The sequence below is a fragment of the Thalassobacillus pellis genome, assembly GCF_016908295.1.
In the GTDB taxonomy this organism is placed as follows: Bacteria; Bacillota; Bacilli; order Bacillales; family Halobacillaceae; genus Thalassobacillus; species Thalassobacillus pellis.
Genome location: NZ_JAFBDO010000001.1, coordinates 496,618 through 515,800 on the forward strand (window position 1 = coordinate 496,618; position 19,183 = coordinate 515,800).

18 protein-coding genes are annotated in these 19,183 nt (G+C 42.5%); 1 reads left to right on the forward strand and 17 read right to left on the reverse strand.

The genetic code is table 11. From position 1 onward, the window contains the following. Positions 1-65: 65 nt before the first annotated feature. From JOC33_RS02395 to JOC33_RS02405, 3 genes are all read right to left on the reverse strand, one after another. Complete coding sequence (locus JOC33_RS02395; protein ID WP_205090597.1) at positions 66-1,967, reverse strand: BglG family transcription antiterminator; 1,902 nt, start codon at positions 1,965-1,967, stop codon at positions 66-68. 76 nt (positions 1,968-2,043) lie between these two features. Further along, the gene (locus JOC33_RS02400; protein WP_205090599.1) at positions 2,044-2,667 is read right to left on the reverse strand and encodes an SGNH/GDSL hydrolase family protein; all 624 of its coding nucleotides are present in this window, start codon (positions 2,665-2,667) and stop codon (positions 2,044-2,046) included. 340 nt (positions 2,668-3,007) lie between these two features. Next, complete coding sequence (locus JOC33_RS02405) at positions 3,008-3,319, reverse strand: VanZ family protein (RefSeq protein ID WP_205090601.1); 312 nt, start codon at positions 3,317-3,319, stop codon at positions 3,008-3,010. A 249-nt stretch (positions 3,320-3,568) separates the two neighbouring features. Between JOC33_RS02405 and JOC33_RS02410 the strand changes: the two genes are divergently transcribed. Then, positions 3,569-4,495, forward strand: a complete 927-nt coding sequence (locus tag JOC33_RS02410) for a prenyltransferase (RefSeq protein ID WP_205090603.1) — start codon at positions 3,569-3,571, stop codon at positions 4,493-4,495. A gap of 61 nt (positions 4,496-4,556) precedes the next feature. Here the strand turns inward: JOC33_RS02410 and larE are convergent, their stop codons facing one another. The 14 genes from larE to JOC33_RS02480 all read right to left on the reverse strand — a co-directional run bounded on the left by larE (position 4,557) and on the right by JOC33_RS02480 (position 19,171). Next, the gene (gene larE / locus JOC33_RS02415; RefSeq protein ID WP_205090609.1) at positions 4,557-5,393 is read right to left on the reverse strand and encodes an ATP-dependent sacrificial sulfur transferase LarE; all 837 of its coding nucleotides are present in this window, start codon (positions 5,391-5,393) and stop codon (positions 4,557-4,559) included. A 33-nt stretch (positions 5,394-5,426) separates the two neighbouring features. Then, positions 5,427-6,584 (reverse strand): UxaA family hydrolase, encoded by a 1,158-nt coding sequence (locus tag JOC33_RS02420; RefSeq protein WP_205090610.1) that lies wholly within the window; start codon positions 6,582-6,584, stop codon positions 5,427-5,429. Between the two features lie 71 nt (positions 6,585-6,655). After that, positions 6,656-6,964 carry a UxaA family hydrolase gene (locus tag JOC33_RS02425; RefSeq protein WP_205090611.1) on the reverse strand — a complete coding sequence of 103 codons (309 nt, stop codon included), beginning with the start codon at positions 6,962-6,964 and terminating at the stop codon, positions 6,656-6,658. 20 nt (positions 6,965-6,984) lie between these two features. Next, positions 6,985-8,112 carry a UxaA family hydrolase gene (locus JOC33_RS02430; protein WP_205090615.1) on the reverse strand — a complete coding sequence of 376 codons (1,128 nt, stop codon included), beginning with the start codon at positions 8,110-8,112 and terminating at the stop codon, positions 6,985-6,987. Positions 8,113-8,193: 81 nt separating this feature from the next. Then, positions 8,194-9,105, reverse strand: a complete 912-nt coding sequence (locus JOC33_RS02435) for a dihydrodipicolinate synthase family protein (RefSeq protein WP_239533943.1) — start codon at positions 9,103-9,105, stop codon at positions 8,194-8,196. Positions 9,106-9,152: 47 nt separating this feature from the next. Beyond that, complete coding sequence (locus JOC33_RS02440; RefSeq protein ID WP_205090617.1) at positions 9,153-10,052, reverse strand: fumarylacetoacetate hydrolase family protein; 900 nt, start codon at positions 10,050-10,052, stop codon at positions 9,153-9,155. Positions 10,053-10,121: 69 nt separating this feature from the next. Continuing rightward, positions 10,122-11,588, reverse strand: coding sequence for an alpha-ketoglutaric semialdehyde dehydrogenase GucD (gene gucD, locus JOC33_RS02445; RefSeq protein WP_205090619.1), 1,467 nt, complete (start codon positions 11,586-11,588; stop codon positions 10,122-10,124). A 73-nt stretch (positions 11,589-11,661) separates the two neighbouring features. Beyond that, complete coding sequence (locus JOC33_RS02450) at positions 11,662-12,558, reverse strand: fumarylacetoacetate hydrolase family protein (protein WP_205090622.1); 897 nt, start codon at positions 12,556-12,558, stop codon at positions 11,662-11,664. An 88-nt stretch (positions 12,559-12,646) separates the two neighbouring features. Further along, positions 12,647-13,423 carry an IclR family transcriptional regulator gene (locus JOC33_RS02455; protein ID WP_205090624.1) on the reverse strand — a complete coding sequence of 259 codons (777 nt, stop codon included), beginning with the start codon at positions 13,421-13,423 and terminating at the stop codon, positions 12,647-12,649. Positions 13,424-13,512: 89 nt separating this feature from the next. Next, a complete protein-coding gene (locus tag JOC33_RS02460) occupies positions 13,513-14,457 on the reverse strand; it encodes a U32 family peptidase (protein ID WP_338054461.1) in 945 nt (314 codons plus the stop codon). A 1-nt stretch (position 14,458) separates the two neighbouring features. After that, positions 14,459-15,742: a nickel pincer cofactor-dependent isomerase, group 22 gene (locus JOC33_RS02465; RefSeq protein ID WP_205090626.1), complete on the reverse strand. Its 1,284-nt coding sequence runs from the start codon at positions 15,740-15,742 to the stop codon at positions 14,459-14,461. A gap of 12 nt (positions 15,743-15,754) precedes the next feature. Then, positions 15,755-16,795, reverse strand: a complete 1,041-nt coding sequence (locus JOC33_RS02470) for a TRAP transporter substrate-binding protein (protein ID WP_205090627.1) — start codon at positions 16,793-16,795, stop codon at positions 15,755-15,757. 14 nt (positions 16,796-16,809) lie between these two features. Beyond that, a complete protein-coding gene (locus tag JOC33_RS02475; protein WP_205090628.1) occupies positions 16,810-17,841 on the reverse strand; it encodes a C-terminal binding protein in 1,032 nt (343 codons plus the stop codon). A gap of 49 nt (positions 17,842-17,890) precedes the next feature. Next, complete coding sequence (locus JOC33_RS02480; protein WP_205090633.1) at positions 17,891-19,171, reverse strand: TRAP transporter large permease; 1,281 nt, start codon at positions 19,169-19,171, stop codon at positions 17,891-17,893. Positions 19,172-19,183 lie beyond the last annotated feature (12 nt).

Below are 19,183 nucleotides of genomic sequence, written 5' to 3' on the forward strand. Positions count from 1 at the left end.
TTGTAAGACAGTTTTCCCTATAAAAAATAATTCATTTTTACCGGAGCTTTGGTAAAAATGAATTATTAGCAGAGTAAATCTGACACCTGGGTAACATTTTTCGCCATAGATAATTTTTCTACAAGCCCTGGGCTATCTGCGAATCCGGAAATCGTCTGCATAATTCCCTTCATATGAGATTGGTCCTCTTTCGCGATAGCGAGCAGAAAGACGACGGACACCATTTCTCCACCCCATTCCAACGGAGATGCCAAAGTTGCAACAGCGATGACAGAGTGCCGCACTTCTTCCGACTGGGCGTGTGGAATGGCGATTCCGCCGCCAATCGAAGTTGCGGCTGAGCGTTCTCTCACTAACGCACCATGCAAAAAGGAAGGCGTCACTTTTCCAGCATTCACCAGACTTTTCGCCAGCAGTTCAACGACTTCAAACCGATGCACTTTTTCTACATTAAGGAAAATGAATTTTTCATCCAAAGAGCTCGGCAGAAGTGATCTTTTATGCTTACTTTCGGTTTCCATCGTTTGGAGAAATTCATCCAGCTGCTTTTTATCACGCTCTTCAAGCAGCGGGGAGACCACAAGCAGCGGAACCGAAATCCCCGGCAATTCTTTTGTTGAAATGATGAGATCGGCCGATTTTTCCTCGAGAACATCTTCCACTTCCCATTCACCGACACAGTCAATGATGTCAAACCCTTTATAGGATTGTTCCAATTTTGCCTGCAATAGATGCGACATGCCCACACCGAGGTTACAGACGACGAGCACTTTCTTTGCGGTATCCCGTTTTCCCTGCACCCGTTCGACCGAGGCTTGAAAATGAAGGACGAGATAGGCAGCTTCCTCCTCTGGAAAAATGAGTTCATATTCCTCCTTCACCTGTTCAAGTGCCAGCATCACCATACTGAACATATACGGATACATCTTCTTGATTTCTGCTGTCATCGGATTGTGAATCGTAAACCCGTATCGGAGCCGGCTGATGGACGGTCCAAGGTGGGTATATAGTCCATCAAGCAAAATCTGGTCCATGGAAAAATCGACCATGGTCAGCTGCTTCATCCGGCTGACCAGCAAAGAAACAACCTGGCGTGCCACTTTATCCGGCCAGGTTCCAGAATGGTTGATCGAGGTACTGATCAAATGCCAGGTAAAATAGATATGTTCTTCTTCCGGAAATTTAAGTCGAAGTGCTTTTTCAAGCCTTTTTAAAAACCATGCGGCAATGCCATACTCCTCTGTTTTGGAAACAGATTCTTCCTCAGGTGTACGTACAGAAACAGACGCCCGCTGACTTGTCCTGGTAATCATAATCAAAGCGTGGATCAGCAATCCATCGAACTCGGATTCACTTTTAATGATGGAAAAATGATGCTGCATATCTTCCAGGAATTCACGGACCAGTTTTACTTCATAAGCAGAAAACAGGTTGAGTATTTCCTGGTTGCTTTCTGCAGCTGAAGAAGCGATTTCAGGAAGCCGTGCAAGCGCATTACGTTTTTGCAATTCTTCCCCTTCAATGAGATGGCCCAGCCGCTGTCTGGATACGAGCTCAAGGCCAAACTTTTCAAGCCATCTGGAGATCTGCTGCAGGTCATTTTTTATCGTTGTTTTGTTCGTATAATACCGTTTCGCAAGATCATTCAGACTATAAGGCTTGCTGCTCACTAATAGGAGGTAGGTGAGTTCAATCAAACGGTCTTCTGGTGACTTCGTTTCTGCCTGGTATAAGCTATCGAAAAGACGGGATTTTTCCTCTGATGAAATAGACAAACTCACACCAATTCCAGGCTTTCGGATTAGAGAGCTTGAGGTAAAAGATTGAATATAATCTTCAATCACCTTTAAATCATTACGCACCGTTTTTTCCGAGCAATCCAGTTCCTCTGCCAAATCATTCACCTGAAGAAACCCATTCGTTTCTAATGCAAGCTTTCTTATAAGGTCTTTTTGCCTATCATTCATTGTGAGCACCTGCCAATAGTCATGATACCTCATTTTACCCTATGGCAGGATTTTCGACAAAATCAGCGCTTCTTTATTAGAGTCTTTTTTCAATATATGGTTTCATGACAGTTAGCCATCCATTGGCCATCAGCATGTCGCCGCGAGAGTTCATATGTACCCCGTCCGTTGTGAGCGCATGCCCATTTGCTGCTTTCAAATAGTCAACGAACGTATGGTGTAACGGCACTAAAAAGGCGTCGTACACCTCTGCTACATCCTGCACTACCTCTACATAATCTTTTAATTTCTGGTTGCCCGCTGATTCGATGTTTTCTTCGATTATCGTCGGCTCCATTAAAACAAGCGTAGCATCTGTCTTTGATTTCACTTCATCCAACAACTGTTTATAAATTTTTTCAAACTGGTAGGCATCCACCTGCTCCATATCCGGGTTGTCCAGCTGACGCCAAACATCATTGATTCCGATTGATACAGATAACAAATCTGGTTGAAGATTGATTACGTCTTCCTGCCAGCGCTCTGCAAGGTCAGTAATCCGATTGCCGCTGATACCTTTGTTAAAAAATTCAAGATCAGCTTCGGGATGAGCCACCCGCAAATAATCGCAAATCAACCGGACATAACCTTTCCCCAGCTGTTCTTCATCCTCGAACTTTCCCGATTCCGTAATGCTGTCCCCGATAAATACAACCTTCATCGAATCCCCCCATTCTATTAATTATTAATAAATGTATCAGAAAATTAAGCAAAATAAAAAGCCTGAGAACTCAGGCTCAGGATTTCGAGAAACCTTTATGTTTTGTCTAACTTGCAGCCAGGAACAAGAACCCTCCCCTTTCCGCGGACGAGCGCCCGAGCTTCCTCACAAAGCCCACGCTCGGCGATCTCGGCTCACTCGTTCTTCCGCTGGAGTGGGAGGGTCATGCTCCTAGCACTTTAAAATTTTCTGGTGTTGGGGATCTACTGTTCAAATTTTTTTGCGTATTAACAAAGCTATCAAGACTTTCTCATCAATCTGAAAGCCCGAGAATACATTCTCACCCTATATGAGAAACATCCTTTACATCTTCCTGTTTGGCTATTTTCCTGAAATGGAAGCCATGCACCACCAGCCAGGCGATGAGTACGCCAATCCAATCCTTCACCAGATCGATTACTGTAAACGACCGTCCTACCACAAATAACTGATGGAACTCGTCCACTAACCCATAGGTCATTGCTATTAGCGCTGCCAGAAAGCTAGTCATTCTGGACAATTTATGATTGGCCATCAGTGCAGCGACTAGGAGCAAATAAAGAATGGCGAACTCTATCAAGTGCAGACTTTCCAGAAAATCCCCACCACTCATGGCATCATCCCCAAAAATCTCTTAATTTCCGTAATCGGGTGGCTGGACTGAATCCAAATTAAAATCATATAAACAATTGGGAGCATAGTTATTAATATCCTTCGCATGACCATACCTTCCTTTAATTCCCAGATACAACCAGTATGGAAAATATGCCTGAAAATATACTCCTATGCTTCCCTTATCCCTCATCCTCCCCTAGACTGGAAGAAAGCAAGGTATTTTACCAGCGGGAAGAGGTGCTTCTCTATGAACCATCAGGCAACATTACATGTAAAAGGCAGTTGGCTTCTACTCCGATTGATAGCCGTCATATCTTCAAGTGTCGCCACAATCGTTTCCACCGTGCTTCCTCTGCTATTATATTATCCGATGCCAAAAGACAAATTAGTGCTATTATTTCTTCTTTTAATCTTGGGGGCTTTTGTGATTCACGGCGTACTCACCCACATCCTGAATGACTATGCAGATCATTTATCAGGAACTGATGCACGCAGTCCTGCTATTCTGTCTGGTGGAAGCCGGGTTATCCAGGATGGTCACTTTTCAGCAGACGCCCTCTGGAAATTCGGTAAAGGACTAATGGTATTGCTTGGTGTCATTGTCTGCGCTTTTGTACTGTTCGGATATTTGAAACTAGCGATCTTGTTAGCAATCGGATTATGGGGTTCCATCACTTACTCGCTCCCCCCACTGCAGCTGAGCTACCGGCCATTTGCTGGTGAATGGCTGGCCACTTTTCCATCCGTGTTGTTTTTAGGATTGGCAGGTGCCTGGCTTGCTATCGGTGAAATTCCAGTTTGGGCACTTCAAAACGCAACAATAAACGCTCTGTTTTGCATCGCCTGGGTGATGGTCCACCATATTCCGGACCGGGAAGCAGACAAACAAGCCACACCTCAAAAACGGACAAGCGTCGTTTGGGCTGTAGAGAAGTTCGGTGTGGAATTCAGCCGTCTTCCTGCTTTAGTTTACTTTTCTTTAACAGGCATCCTTGCAGTCTGGCTGGGGAGTGATCGCATGCTTGCGGCATTTGGCCTACTGGTGCTCACAGGAACAGCGATCTTCCTGGTCATCAAAATGGACATCCAAAACCACCAACAAGTATCAGCCCATGAAAAAATAATTCTCATCCTCGCTATGCTCAACGCCCTAATGCTCGGAATATTTATCTAATCACACAACACACCCCGGGAGAACCAGTTTCTGGTTCTCCCGGGGTGTGTTTTGGGTTTGTCTAGCTAATTTCTTCCTTTTCCAGTTCAGTTTCCAATGATTCATTCATACTCCCTGTCCGGTAACCAAGCAGGTCAACACTGACATAATGGAACCCAAGAGAAGTAAGATAGGCATGTATATTGTCACTATGATCGAGTAATTCAGAAATTTCTTTCTGATCTACTTCAATTCGTGCTACGCTTCCATGATGGCGAATACGCACTCTATCAAAGCCTAGTTTCATTATGAATTTTTCTGCCTCATTGACTTGCTGTATTTTACGTCGATTCAGTTTTGTCCCATATGGAATTCTGGAAGCCAGACTGCAGGAGGCAGGTTTATTCCAAACTGGAAGATTTAGTTCTTTTGAAAGCTCACGGACTTCCTTTTTATATAATTTTGCTTCCTGCAGTACACTGCGAACGCCTGCTTCGGTTCTTGCCTGTAAACCCGGTCGGAAATCTTCAAGGTCATCCATGATCATACCATCGAGAACATAGTTATAGCCTAATTCTTCTGCTAAATGATTTAAATGAGTATACAGTAATTTCTTACTGTAATACCAGCTGTCAGGCGTATTTCTGACAATGTTTTCGTCCTCCAGCTCTTTGATTTCTGCCTTGTGAACGTTGACTCCAATCATTTCTGCAAGTTTGACAGCACCGTCAAACTCCTCTTCGCGGAATAATTCAGAAGCGACAACAACAGCGAGAACATTGGAGGATCCTAATTCCTGCTGTGCCCGTTTTACTACCAATGTACTATCTACTCCGCCGGAAAAAGCTACGATTATCCGATCCATTCCCCTGAGAATTTCTCCCAGATGTTTATTTTTATCACTAATAGATTTTTTCATTTTTTCGCCTCCCTTTACATTTAATTGAATGCTCTATATCGTCTCAGCTAATCTCCAAATAGCAAACTCCTGATTTTTATGTTTTTCAGAGGCAGTTATTGATCCATCCGCTGTTTCAATCAGTTTTTGATAGATTTCCTCTCCGATTTCGTCAATAGTATTTAGACCTTCAATTATTTTACCTGCATCTACATCGATGTGTTCCTGCATCATTTTATAAACTTGTGGATTTGTGCCAATTTTTATGACTGGAGCAATTGGTGAACCTGTTGGTGAGCCTTTTCCTGTTGAGAATAAAACAATCTGTGCTCCTCCTGCCGTTAGCCCAGACACCGACTCGACATCATAACCTGGCGTATCCATAAAAATAAAGCCTTTTTCAGTTGGTGACTCAGCGTAACCGATTACTTCCCTTAAAGGTGAACTTCCGCCTTTTTTAATACAACCTAATGATTTCTCTTCTAATGTTGTTAACCCTCCCGTCATATTCCCCGGGGAAGGGTTTGCCGACCTGATGTCTTCCCCTGTTTCTCTGATTCTAGCTTCATAGTCATTGACAATCTTTAAAAACTCTTGCCCTACTTCCGCATTTATTGCTTGATTTGCCAAAATATGCTCTGCTCCAATTGCTTCTGTTGTTTCTGCTAAAACACTTGTCCCGCCATCATTTACAATTGCATCAGAAAATGAGCCAATTGCCGGGTTTGCTGTAATACCTGACCAGGCATCTGATCCGCCACAATTCAGTCCCACGATTAACTCGCTCACGTCGGCTGTAACCCGTTTTTCTGCCTTGCTTTTTTTCACTGCTTTTTCTAACCAATCCTTCCCTTCTTTAAGGAGGGTAGCGATGGATGTAGATTTATTAAAATGAAGAGCCTCGACATGGTGATTTTGTTCCTGTAAGTATTCCTTGACTTCATTGGCAATGCTATTTTCCCCGATCCCCAAAAGGAGGGCGGCGCTTACATTGGGATGTCCAGCAGTTCCTATCAAAGTGCGGACAGTCTGTTTCAGATCCTCTTCATATTGGGATTCCCCGCCTTGTTGTATGACGGGGATAACCCCCGGGACAAGCTGTGCTATTTTTTTTGTAAAACTGCTCAACTCCCCTGCTGTATTGATAACAATTACGTGATTTCTAACTCCAATATTTCCGTTTGCTCTCCGATAACCTTTAAATGTTTTCATAGGATGACATCCTTCCTTAGAGTAGTAATACTGTAACAGCGAGCACATTCGGTTTAATGGGCTTAATGAAATCAGCTTTTAATATGTGCAGCACTGCTCCGTTCACTGCTTTTTAAACCACGTACATTAAAAACGTGGACATGGTACCCTGGAAGAATCTTCTCTGTTGACATCCCCATACACTCGCCATATTTGATAATTTTTGCATTTTCACTTATATAGGAAAGGCATATTTTATGGCCGTAACCGATCGTCTCCATTACTTTTATCTTTTCATTCACTCCCTGAATGGAAAGAGTCTCACCTGCCTTAATTGTTCGCAGGGCTACAGCTACATTATCTTTTTCATTTAACAGAATTGCATTATACTTTTGCTGCATCAAGCTTCCTCCTTAGCAGATCAGAATGTAGTTCCTACATGAGGAATCGAAAATTCACCCAAACCGTACTCTTCCAGTGCAGTTTTTTTTCCTGAACTGATTTTAATCAGTTCCTCTATGACATTTCTCGATTGTATATCAGCATCTTCTTCTGTGACCATATAATCAACCAGCTCTTCAAACGCTCCTCCATCTGCACTTTTCGGAGTAAGGGTCATGGAAGGTAGTGCTATCGATCCTGTCAGAGTTCCTCTGCTGCTCACTACTAATGCAATATTGCAGCCACATGAAATCATATTTGACAGCGTTTCAACTAGATTGCTAGAAGCCTTTGTTAAATAAAGCCCACACTCTTCAGCATTCTCACTATAAGCAAGCAGGCCTTTGATAGTAGATGTACCAGCTAATTTTGCTTCAAGAGCAGCTAAGTCTTTTTCCTCCTTGGAAAAATTACGGGCGGCATGTACCTTACTATTTGTTTCTTTCCAGCGTTTACGATAGGATTCTTCCCCAAGATTAGAAAGTTCAGCTCTTACTTCCTTCTTTTCCGACCGTTCCGAAAGCAATGGGCCAGCCGGTGCTAACGTATCGGTAATCCCCATAATGACTGTTGCATCATGTGCGACTAAGGAATCGATAACTTTACCTACAACAGGATGAACTTTCTCTAAAGATTCCTCATCGATATCAACGCTCACAACCCCAACAGTCAAATTAGATAGGGGGAGTCGCTCTCTTTTGTCCGATAATTCTTTTGCCCAACGCTCCGCTATATGGACACCTTTTTGTAAAGTATTTTCCCCTCCTCCTAACTGCTGAATTCCTATTCCTTCAACTGGCTTCGTTTTAGGGATACTATCTAGTAATCCAGAAATCTGGTTTGTTTCACACCCGAGGCCTACGAGAAGTGCCGAATAAAGATTAGGATTGGAAGCAACTCCTACCAGCATATCTTTTGTCACTTGAAAATCATCACCTAATTGGGCGCATCCATTTGAATGGATGATCGGTACTGTTCCAGGCACTTTACTCGATATGTCATTAGCAATGACACTGGAACATATAACCGAACACACAACACCGATATAATTCCTTGTCCCGGCAGTTCCTTCCTTTCTTAAGTAACCCTCAAAATAATATTTTTCCATTTGTTTAACCTCACCTTTCTTTGTTACAAACTGCATTACGAGTGAGTGATGAAAAAACGAGAAAGCCAGGTCTTCTAAGGTTCATTTAAAAGTTTTTTCCTGCAATAAGGTTTCAACTTTATCTTTCAATTCATTATTAATTGGAAGACATGGAAGCCTGACTCCTGTTTCATTTCCCAAGACCATCTGATGAACAGCCTCTTTAATGGCTAAAAACAGCGGATCACTATATTTATAAATCGGCATAAGCTTTGCCAACTTTTGATGTAACTGAATAGATTGTGCGTATTCTTCCTTATGAAAGTGCTCAAATAGTTTTACAGACAATCGTGGTGCAAACGTAGCCGTACCATTGATCGAACCCTGTGCTCCAATTTGCAAAGATGGAAGCAGGTGTTCATCAAAAGCAGAAAATACGGAAAAGTCAGGCCGAACCTGTTTACAAGATAGGATTACTTCTCTTATATGTCCGATATCCATGACCGTTTCTTTTACTCCGACAATGTTTTTACGGGCTTCAGCCAGACGGCATATCAGTCTGCTGGATAGATTCTGTCCTGTTAATTGAGGAATGTTATATAGCATCAAAGGAATAGACAGATTATCCGCAATAGTTGTGAAGTATTGGAACAATTGATCCTCTGAATAATTCCAGTAATAGGGATTAACAATCAAGACCCCATCTGCACCAACAGATTCTGCGTGCTGTGACAGGTCAATCGTTTCTTTTAAAGATGAACTTCCCGTACCAATGAGTATAGGTATCCTTCCGTTTACATGTTCAATCATTTTCTCAGCAAATTGCTTTCGTTCTTCCTTTGTCAGAGCTGAAAATTCCCCGGTACTTCCCATATATAAAAGGCCATGAACCCCTTGATTAATAAGAAAGTCTGTCAACTTGTTATTCGCTTCCCAATCAAATTCCTCATTCTGGTCAAATAAAGTAACTACTGGCGGGATAATCCCCTGAAAAATAGGTTTTTTATTATCCAAAACCGCCCCTCCGATCTATAGAAGACTTTTAAGAGTGAATTTTTCTACTAGTCGATTGCTGCTAATTGGTTTGTTAACCTGCCAAGATTTGCAATTTCAATAGTCACTTCATCTCCATCCTTAAGCCAATATCTTTCCTTTTCCGGGTAGCCCAGGATCACACCTTCAGGGGTCCCGGTCATAATGATATCTCCCGGATAAAGAGTCATATGATCGGAAAGATAGGCAATAATCTCTTTACAGGAAAAAATCATATCGGAGGTGTTGGAGGATTGCCGTAATTCTCCATTTACTTTTGTAGTGATATTCAGCTGATCTGGATTTGAAATTTCATCTTTGCTGACAAGGTATGGCCCAATAGGTGCAAATCCATCACAGGTTTTGCCAAGAAGCCACTGCGGTGTCTTAGTCTGCAGATCTCTTGCTGATAAGTCATTGCCGATACAATAGCCATAAACATACGAAAGGGCATCTTCCGTCCTAACTTGATTCGCCTTTCTTCCTATAATAATTGTTAATTCAGCTTCATAATCAACCTGTTCTGACCTGGCTGGCAGAGTAATCTTTGTCCTATGGCCGGCAAGTGCGTTATTAAACTTGCTAAAAATAATCGGGGCCTCCGGAATCGGCATGTTTGACTCAATCGCATGCTTCCTATAATTCAATCCAATACAAATGATTTTCTGAGGGTTCGTGACACACGGAGCTAACTCAAGGGTATCTTCCTGATAAAAGAAAAATGACTCGTCTCCCTGCAAGGCCCGCTGAGTCAATTCATTCAGCAGCTCTTTCCCTTTCTCCTCTGAATAAATAAGTTCAGATGCAGAGACAGGCACCGCTGAAAACCCCGGGTAGTTATTTTTAGCCTTTTCTACATCTAGAATTCCCCTTTCAGTCTTAACCCCCAATTTCTCCGAATTCGTTGCATGAAATATAACTGTTTTCATTCTTAACTTCCCTCCAATAATCACAAGAGATATGGGGCATTGACTCCCCATATCTCCCTGCGTTCAGTCTTAAGGTTTTATATAAACAGTTTTAATCGAGGTAAAGAATTCCTTAGCGGCAGAGCCCTGCTCTCGTGGGCCATAGCTGGAATCTTTCACTCCTCCAAATGGGGCTTGCAGTTCTACTCCTGCCGTTTCAAAATTGACTCGGACTAAGCCGGCCTCCATTTCATCAATAAATTCAAACATGTTATCGGTATTTTTCGTAAAAATAGAAGCACTCAAGCCAAATGGAACGTCATTGGCGACTTCTAAAGCTTCCTCAATTGTGCTTACTTTCAATAAAGACAGCACCGGGCCAAAAATTTCCTCCTGGGCAATGGTCATTCCTGGTCTTACATCCTCGAAAATCGTTGGATTCACATAAAACCCATTTTCCAATTCGGGATCTTTTGGCCTGTCTCCCCCTAAAAGGAGAGTAGCCCCTTCTGTTTTTCCTTTTTCTATATAGGAAAGAACTGTGTCTAACTGAGCTTCATTCACACAAGGTCCCATCCATATGTCATCATCCATTCCATTACCGATTGTGATTTCTCGGGTTCTTTGTAGTAATTTTTCTTTAAACTGAGCGTAAATTCCTTCCTGGACAATTACCCGGCTTGTGGCTGTGCATTTTTGTCCGGTAGAACGAAGACCTCCGCTGATTGTTGCTTCAACTGCCTCATCCAGGTCTGCATCATCAGCAATAATAATTGGATTTTTCCCGCCCATTTCCAGCTGGTATTTTGCCCCACGTGCTACCGCACCTTCTGCAACGCTTTTTCCTACGCTATTTGAACCAGTGAAAGTGATACCGTTTACATCAGGATGATCAATAATTCCCTGACCAACTATAGACCCTCTTCCAGTGACCAAATTAACGACACCTTCAGGTAAACCAGCTTCCTCCATACACTCGATAACTTTTGCTGCAGTAACAGCCGCTTCCTGAGCAGGCTTTATAACCACTGTATTTCCATAGATTAACGCTGGTGCCATCTTCCAGACGGGAATGGCCACAGGGAAATTCCAAGGAGTGATAATTCCTACAACCCCTAATGGGACGCGATCAGTATACATCAAAGCTTTCCTGTTTGAAGCAGGAATCACATCACCTGTTTCTCTCATGCCTTCCCCCGCGTAGTAACGGAGAATGGCAATTCCCCTTGATGTTTCACCTTTTGCCTCCGGTAGTGTTTTTCCCATTTCTTTCGTCAGTGTTTCTGCAATTTCTTCGTGTCTTCTCTCCATTACATCTGCTATTTTGTAAAGATAATTACCACGCTCTGCCCCTGAAAGTTGTCTCCAGGTTTTTTTTGCGTGCTTGGCTGCCTTGACAGCATGGTCGACATCTTCCCGGGTAGAATTCTGGACGTAGCCAATCTTCTCCTTTGAATTAGCTGGGTTAATACTGGCAATAAGATCTTCTGAAGTGGAGGCTATCCATTGATTATTAATAAAATTTTGATAAGTCATTTCTGTTGTTTGAACAGTCATTATTTTTCCATCCTTTCTTTTAAAACATGTGATCCTGCTGTTTTAGAACTTCCAATTCTGTCTCTTTATGAGACTAATATACAGGCTGGCTGACTTGGCTCTTTACGTTGCTTACCAGCTTGCCAATACCAGGTACTTCAATTTCGATTTTGTCTCCGTTCTGAAGTGTGAATTCATTAGGGGGTACGATGCAGGTTCCTGTTAAGAGAACAGTTCCATCAAACACAGTGTTATCCTTTAATAGATAAGAAACGAGCTCCTCAAATCTCCTTTTCATTTGTCCTGTATTGGCTGAACCTTCAAATTGTTTCTCCTGATTACGATATATCCGACAGATGATCTTAAGATTATATGGATCTTCAACAGTTTCTGTCAGACGAATAGCCGGACCGATCGCACAAGAGTTTTTCCACACTTTGGCCTGTGGCAGATAAAGTGGGTTTTCTCCCTCTATGTCACGGCAGCTCATATCGTTTCCAACTGTAAAACCCAAGATTTCCCCCTTCTTGCTAAGCACGAGTCCAACCTCCGGCTCTGGTATTTGCCAATTGGAATCGCTTCTTAAATAAACATCCTCTTCTGGGCCAACTGTTCGTTTATCCGTGGATTTAAAGAAAATCTCCGGTCTCTCAGCCTCATAAACCTTATCGTAGAATGTGGTAGCATCAAGCTTTCCATCCGTAGATTCATAATTTCGCCCATCTCGACTTTTTTCATAGGTAACGCCCGATGCCCAAACCTCCTGAGCTTTAATCGGAACAAGTAATTTAAGATCCTCGTAAGGAACATCATGTGGTATAGACTGAGTAATGACATCCTCGACTAGCTGGAGAGGAGTAGAGTTTTTTTCCTCAGCCAACCGAATCATTTCCATAAAATCTCGATAAGGCAAGCTGTAAACTTCGTTTTCATTTGTTACTGCAGCTAAAACAGGTACTTTTTCATTATTTAAATATCGTATAATACGCAATTCTTCACCCTCCACTTTTTGTTTTATATTATAAAACCAAGTTTTGATAAATAGTTATACTCCATGCAAGTCATGAGTAGTTGAAAATTTAGAATCTCTTAAATGAGCTGTGGTTATGACCCATTTGAGCTGATATCTGATCGCCAGTCATTTTTAACTGAGCCACGATAGTTTCCTCATCCTCCATGTGCAATCTTGCAGATGGCATGGAAAGGCTGATAGCCGCAATAACCTGATTCATATGATCCTTGACTGGAACAGCAAAACAGCACACCCCTGGCTCATTTTCTTCTTTTTCATAGCCATATCCTTGTCTTTTTACTTGGTCTAATTCTTCCCTGAAAGCTTTTTCGTTGGTGATAGTATTAGGGGGTTGTTTTATATAATCATAGCTTTCAAGAATTCTGTTTAATTCTTCTTCCTTCTTAAAGGCTACCAGTACTTTTCCGACCGCACTGCAGTGAACGGGGATCCTTCTCCCAATACGGGAATAAAGAATCGTTCCTGAGGATCCTTCTACTTTGTCGATATATACTCCTTCCTTACCATCCAAGATTACTAAATTTATTGTATGGCCGGTTTTCATGGAAAGATCAATTAAATGCCTCTTAGCCGTAGTACGAATATCCAGGTTATGGATAACGATATTTCCCCGTTCAAAAAGCTTCATCCCCAGACGATACTTTCCATTTTCTGTATTCTGTTCAATATAGTGATGTTTTTGAAGCGTTTTCAGTAAAGAATGTATGGTACTTTTATTTAAATGCATGCGATCGCTTATTTCGGTGATTTTGAGTTCTGGGGAATACTCATCAAACAAATTTAAAATGGCGAGTGCTCTGTCCACAGATTGTATGATCGGCATAGTTTTATCATCCTTTTTGACTTAGTTGTTAGTTCCATATTATCACATAGGGATATGAAATTTGTGGACATAAAGTCGGGTATATAGACTTACGGCACTTGAATAGCTTCAGATGGGATCCCCAGTCCTTCTGCACCTCTTTCGGAAACTTTAAGGTCAGGGCTATAACGTTTAATGACATCAAGTCCGATTCGAGCTCGACGAACTCGCTCTCTAGATAAAGCTATGGAAGTATCCTTAATGTGGGTGCCCGACGGATAAATATTAGGCGCATTTCTCAAACCGAATTTAATATATACCGGCGCGGCGACACGTATGATTTCGGGAATCTCATAGTGTCTGATGAAACCACCGATATCATCAGGAACCTCCACATAAATATCTAACGGAATGTCGACAACTTGCCGAATTGCCGAAAGACGTGCAAGGGTCAGGTCAGTCGGTACATTAAAAGTATCAGCTCCATGGTTTTCCATCATACGAATGGAAACTGGATTGGACTGCCCCATCTGTACAGAGACTTTGACAACTAAATCATGTGGCAGTTCCCCTGATTTTTTAAATTCATTGACTAACCAGAGGAGTCCCTCATCAGCAACCAATATACTACGGATACCAAATTGGCAGGCACGCTTAACATCTTCTATAGAATATATAAGCTGATCCATTCCCTGGACCCGCTGGCCTGTAATTTTCCCCCCACTGGACCAAGGCATGGCATTGATATCCCAGCTCCCACGCGGACCGACGAACAAACTAACTTCTAAATCCTCCTGTCTTCCTAAATCGGCAATTTTCGTTAGTTCTTCATCGGTTAACAGCATAATGCCGCTCCCCTGGGAAATGCGATGAATGGAAACATCATATTCTCTGCATGCGTCTAAAACAGCCTCTAAAGATCCCGGGCCTTCCACACTCGGAATTTCTACCCGGTATTGTGCCCCGTCAGGGAATGTTTTTGTAGAACTGGGCAGGTCGTGACAATCGGAATCGGGAAAACCTAGTTCCCTTATTTTTTGTCTGGTTTTGTCCACATTAGCAGCTCCCTTTATTCGTAATGACATCATAGAATGATAAATCTAACTCGTGAGGCTTTGTTAACACTTCCATGTCTTCTCTTTTTTCAGCTTCTGAAAGCATACTTTCAGAAATCCATATATCCTTAATATGAAGGGTGTTACTTATTCGAATGAGCCTTACCTTACTCAGATCGAACGCATTACATGTTTTGATTGCCGCTTTTACAGCAAGTTCTCCCGTTTCCAAAAACATAGGGACCTTGACTGTATCCACTACTGTGCTGGTCAGCGCGTTGGCATAGCCTTGTGCCAGATCAATACTTTCATATACTTTCTTAGTTGTGATATCGGCAAGACCGATTCCATTAGCATTGCCATGCGTTTTTTCCGTCAGGCTGAGCACGACTACCCTTTTCGCATTGATCCCCCCACTGGCATATGGAGTAGCAAATCTTCCCGTAATATTTGGATCCATTCCATCGCCGGAAATATCTTTCCCTAATTCATCGACAACAAGGACATCTGCTTTATCAAAAAGTATGCTTGGCATAAGATTTTTTGCTTCACTAAGCAATTTTGGTTCTGCCTCAAACATTTTCTCGGCAGGGATAGCGACGATTTTAGTAGGTCTGTCATAGGCATTTTCGATTGTTCCCAGTCCAAAAATAATCGGAGCTTTATTTAAAACGATTTTGGCCATCTCGGGCACATGCTCTGCCATATATTTGAATCCGTAGGAATGCGCAGCCTCAGCACCTTTTTGCTTTCCAAGTCCAATCGTAATCATCTTCATTAATCCGCTTTCCACTGGTCCCCGAAATGCGGTATGCGGTTTGATTCGGTTAATGACAATGATTTTATCTGCCTCATAAGCGTTCTTATCCGTGTAGATGGGGAGTCCGTTCGGCAGACTCCCTATCTCCACAACATCCATACTGGACCTGATTGGTGCACCTATAACATCCTCGATTACACCTAATTGCTCCAGCACGTTGATTTGACCTTCAGCGGTTGCCCCACCGTGACTGCCCATTGCCGGTACAATAAAAGGGGATCCCCCTGCCGATTTAACTGCCTGCACCACTTCTCTTGTCAAAATGGGCAGATCAGCCACCCCACGGCTGCCGACAGCTATTGCCACTTGATCTCCTTCCGAGATGAGAGGCAGGACGCCAGCTTCCTGGATTTGCTTCCTTACTTCTCCTGCCACATCGAAAATTTCCGTATCATCAAACATTTGCCTTACCTTTATCATCCGTGGTAGCGAGATGTCCTGAACTAACTTATTAACATTATCCATAAGTTACCCCCATCAGTTCTGGCTGCGGATTTCTTTCAACTGTTCATTCATTTGCTGATATAATTCTTCTCCATATTTCTTGGAATATTTGTCTATGACCGGCTGGATCTGTTTTTTAATTTTTTCTTTTTCTTTTTGTGGGAATTCGTTTACTTTTATCCCTTTTTCCTTTAACTCTTGAAGTGCCTCTTCATTTGCCTTCCGGTTTGCTTTTCTTTGGTATTCACCTGCTTCTATAGCAGCTTCCTTAATAATTTTCTGCTCCTCTTCGGAAAGATCTTCCCAAGTCATCTGACTTATTAAAAATATGAATGGTGTATAAACATGCCTGGTTAGACTTAAGTAGTCCTGCACTTCATAGAATTTGTTGGATAAGATAGTAGCCAAAGGGTTTTCCTGTCCATCAATCGTATGTCCTTCTAACGCCGTGAATACTTCGGAAAAAGGCATCGGCGTCGGGTTAGAACCAAGTTCTTGAAAAACATCCAAATGTACCTCATTCTGCATCGTCCGTATTTTCAGTCCTTTAAAATCCTTTATACTTTCAACAGGATGGACACTATTCGTAAGGTTTCGGAAACCATTTTCCCAATAGGCTAATCCCACCAGGCCATGCTGAGGTAATTCTTCTAGTACCTTTTTCCCTACAGGACCATCAAGTACAGCGTCTGCTTCCTCGCCATTGTTAAACAAGAACGGAAAATCGAAAATACCAAATTGCTTGATAGTTCCTACCATCGGTGATGTTGATGGAATAGTAATGTCCAAAGTTCCTGCCTGGAGTCCCCCTACCATTTTCTGGTCATCCCCTAGCTGGGCATTGAAATAAGCATCAATGGTAATTTTTCCGTCTGTCTTTTCTTCTACTATTTCTTTGAATTTAACTAGTCCTTGCCCCTCTGGATGTTCTTTAGGCAGCCCTATTCCAGCTCGAAGGGTGCGCTCCTGTATACCCGATTCATTTCCCCCGGCTTCTGTACTGCTGCATGCGCCAAGTAATAGTAAACAAGGAACCGCTAACCCAACTAATAGACTTTTCAGCTTTTTCTTCATTCATTTCCCTCCATTTATGAATTTGATAGAAGCTCGTAACGCCTTTCACTATCGTTTGGATGAAGACTAAGTTTTCCTTTTACCTTTTCATTAACCAGATATTTAGGATATTGCTCGTGTAGAAGCACATCAGCTACACCCATCGCCACTTTTGAACGCATTTCCTTTTCAGCTTCCTCTGAGTACCAAGCCATGTGCGGAGTCAGAATTACATTTTCCATTGCAAGAAACGGATGGTCACGCCCTATAGGCTCTGTCTCCACAACATCCAAAGCAGCACCAGCAATATGATTGTTTTCCAATGCAGAAATAAGGGAAGCTTCATCAATGACAGGACCTCTGGAAGTATTAATGACAAAGGCATGCTTCTTCATCCTTTTGAATTCTGCTTCCGATAGCAGGCCTTTGGTGCTATCGGTAAGAGGAGCATGAACGGAAATGATGTCGGATCCCTGGCATAGCTCTTCAAGCGAAACCAATTCTACCCCCTTTTTTTCCGCCTCTTCTTCAGAAAAGTAAGGATCACAAGCAAGGACGCTTAGTCCTAGAGGTTTTACTTTTTCCGCTAACGCTTGAGGAATTTTTCCAAATCCCAACAGACCCAGCGTTCGGCCTCTCAATCTATGAATGGGCCTGGTCTTTTTAAAGTCCCAGTGATTGTCCTTGGTTTCTTTGTCAGCTAATGGTATTTTTCTAGCCCAGCTTAACAGTAACCCCAGGGTGTGATCAGATACTTCGTCCATGCAATAATCTGGAACATTCGTTACACAGATTCCCTTGTCCGTCGCAGCATCGACAGCAATCGTATTCACCCCAACCCCATATCGGGCGATGACCTTGCAATTTTGCAAAGATTCGATGACACTTCTACTGATCGGGGCGTACTGGTTAATAATAGCGTCAGCATCACGGCAATGAGCAATCACCTCACTTTCCGACTTGCACTGAACAGGAATGACCTCCACTTGTTCGTGTTCCAAAATCTCCAGCTCGTAATTTAAACTTTCAAACTCCCAATCTGTCACGACTACTTTCCATTTGCTCATAATAGTTTCTTTCCTTTCGTCGTTGAGTTAAGGTATTTTGTTATTTAAATTAAGTAAACCATTCAAGGGGAACAGTAACGATTTCCGGGAAAAGAATCAGTAAAAAGAGCACTGTTACATGGACCAATAAGAATGGCCAAATCCCTTTTGTCAATTCGACTATACTGATTTTACTTATCCCGCAGGCTACATATAAGACGGTTCCAACCGGCGGTGTAATCAGACCTATACTTAGGTTGATAATCATCACAATGCCGAAATACACCGGATCAATACTAGCCATTTCAGCGATTGGTAACAGCACCGGCGTAAAAATTAAAATCGCAGGAGTTAAATCCATTACACATCCAATTAGCAAGAGTAACACCGATATTACAATCATGAGCAGCGTTTGATTGTCCATGAAAGGCGATAACAAATTAGCCATATCTTGAGGAAGATGAGCAACAGTGATCAGCCAGGCAGCAACTATTGCAGCCGCCGCTACCAACATGACGACACTGGTCGTTTTTGCGGAAGAAACAAAAACTTCATAGAGATCGCTTATTTTTAATTCCTTATAGACAAACATTCCGATTACTAAAGCGAAAAAAACAGCGACCACGGATGCTTCAGTTGGTGTAAAAACGCCAGCCCGGATTCCTCCGATGATGACTACAGGTAATGTCAAAGCCCAAAGGGTCGGCTTGGTCACCTGCCATATTTCCTTCAAACTCTTACGTTTTGGCAATTCACTTTCATCGTTTCTTCCGGAAATTAAAAGCCAAACCGCTCCTAAGCCACCAGCCATGAGAATTCCAGGAACAATCCCCCCCATGAATAATTGCGATATGGAGACACTACCTGTTACTCCAAAAAGAATCATTGGAATACTCGGTGGAATGACAACAGCTATGATTCCTGCCGCTGCCACTAAACCTGTGGCTCTGTTTTTGTTATAACTGCGCGATGTCATCATCGGAATAAGGATAGCCCCTAGTGCAGCTGTATCTGCTACTGCCGATCCCGATAAACCAGCAAACAAGACACTGGCAATTATAGCGACATAGCCAAGACCTCCTCGAATATGCCCTACCAATGCCATTGCAAAGTCAACGACTCGTTTGGAAATCCCTCCAGCATTCATCAACTCCCCTGCCAGAATAAAGAAAGGAATTGCCATCAGGGAAAAACTGTTTGCTCCACTGATCAGATTCTGTGCTACGATTTGGCTGTCAACCATCCCCAGCAAAAACATCAAGGCTACTGCACTTAAAATAAGTGCAAAAGCAATCGGAACACCAAGGGTTAATGCCCCGAATAACGATCCCAAGAAAACACCTAAGGCCATTCATATCACCCG

Excerpts from the sequence above, each read along its gene's own strand:
- JOC33_RS02425 (WP_205090611.1), bottom strand. The coding sequence starts at position 6,964 with ATGCAGCAAAAGTATAATGCAATTCTGTTAAATGAAAAAGATAATGTA.
- JOC33_RS02440 (WP_205090617.1), bottom strand. The coding sequence starts at position 10,052 with ATGAAAACAGTTATATTTCATGCAACGAATTCGGAGAAATTGGGGGTT.
- JOC33_RS02400 (WP_205090599.1), bottom strand. The coding sequence starts at position 2,667 with ATGAAGGTTGTATTTATCGGGGACAGCATTACGGAATCGGGAAAGTTC.
- JOC33_RS02480 (WP_205090633.1), bottom strand. The coding sequence starts at position 19,171 with ATGGCCTTAGGTGTTTTCTTGGGATCGTTATTCGGGGCATTAACCCTT.
- JOC33_RS02470 (WP_205090627.1), bottom strand. The coding sequence starts at position 16,795 with ATGAAGAAAAAGCTGAAAAGTCTATTAGTTGGGTTAGCGGTTCCTTGT.
- JOC33_RS02405 (WP_205090601.1), bottom strand. The coding sequence starts at position 3,319 with ATGAGTGGTGGGGATTTTCTGGAAAGTCTGCACTTGATAGAGTTCGCC.
- JOC33_RS02410 (WP_205090603.1), top strand. The coding sequence starts at position 3,569 with ATGAACCATCAGGCAACATTACATGTAAAAGGCAGTTGGCTTCTACTC.
- JOC33_RS02420 (WP_205090610.1), bottom strand. The coding sequence starts at position 6,584 with ATGAAAACATTTAAAGGTTATCGGAGAGCAAACGGAAATATTGGAGTT.
- JOC33_RS02475 (WP_205090628.1), bottom strand. The coding sequence starts at position 17,841 with ATGAGCAAATGGAAAGTAGTCGTGACAGATTGGGAGTTTGAAAGTTTA.
- gucD (WP_205090619.1), bottom strand. The coding sequence starts at position 11,588 with ATGACTGTTCAAACAACAGAAATGACTTATCAAAATTTTATTAATAAT.
- larE (WP_205090609.1), bottom strand. The coding sequence starts at position 5,393 with ATGAAAAAATCTATTAGTGATAAAAATAAACATCTGGGAGAAATTCTC.
- JOC33_RS02455 (WP_205090624.1), bottom strand. The coding sequence starts at position 13,423 with ATGCCGATCATACAATCTGTGGACAGAGCACTCGCCATTTTAAATTTG.
- JOC33_RS02465 (WP_205090626.1), bottom strand. The coding sequence starts at position 15,742 with ATGGATAATGTTAATAAGTTAGTTCAGGACATCTCGCTACCACGGATG.
- JOC33_RS02395 (WP_205090597.1), bottom strand. The coding sequence starts at position 1,967 with ATGAATGATAGGCAAAAAGACCTTATAAGAAAGCTTGCATTAGAAACG.
- JOC33_RS02430 (WP_205090615.1), bottom strand. The coding sequence starts at position 8,112 with ATGGAAAAATATTATTTTGAGGGTTACTTAAGAAAGGAAGGAACTGCC.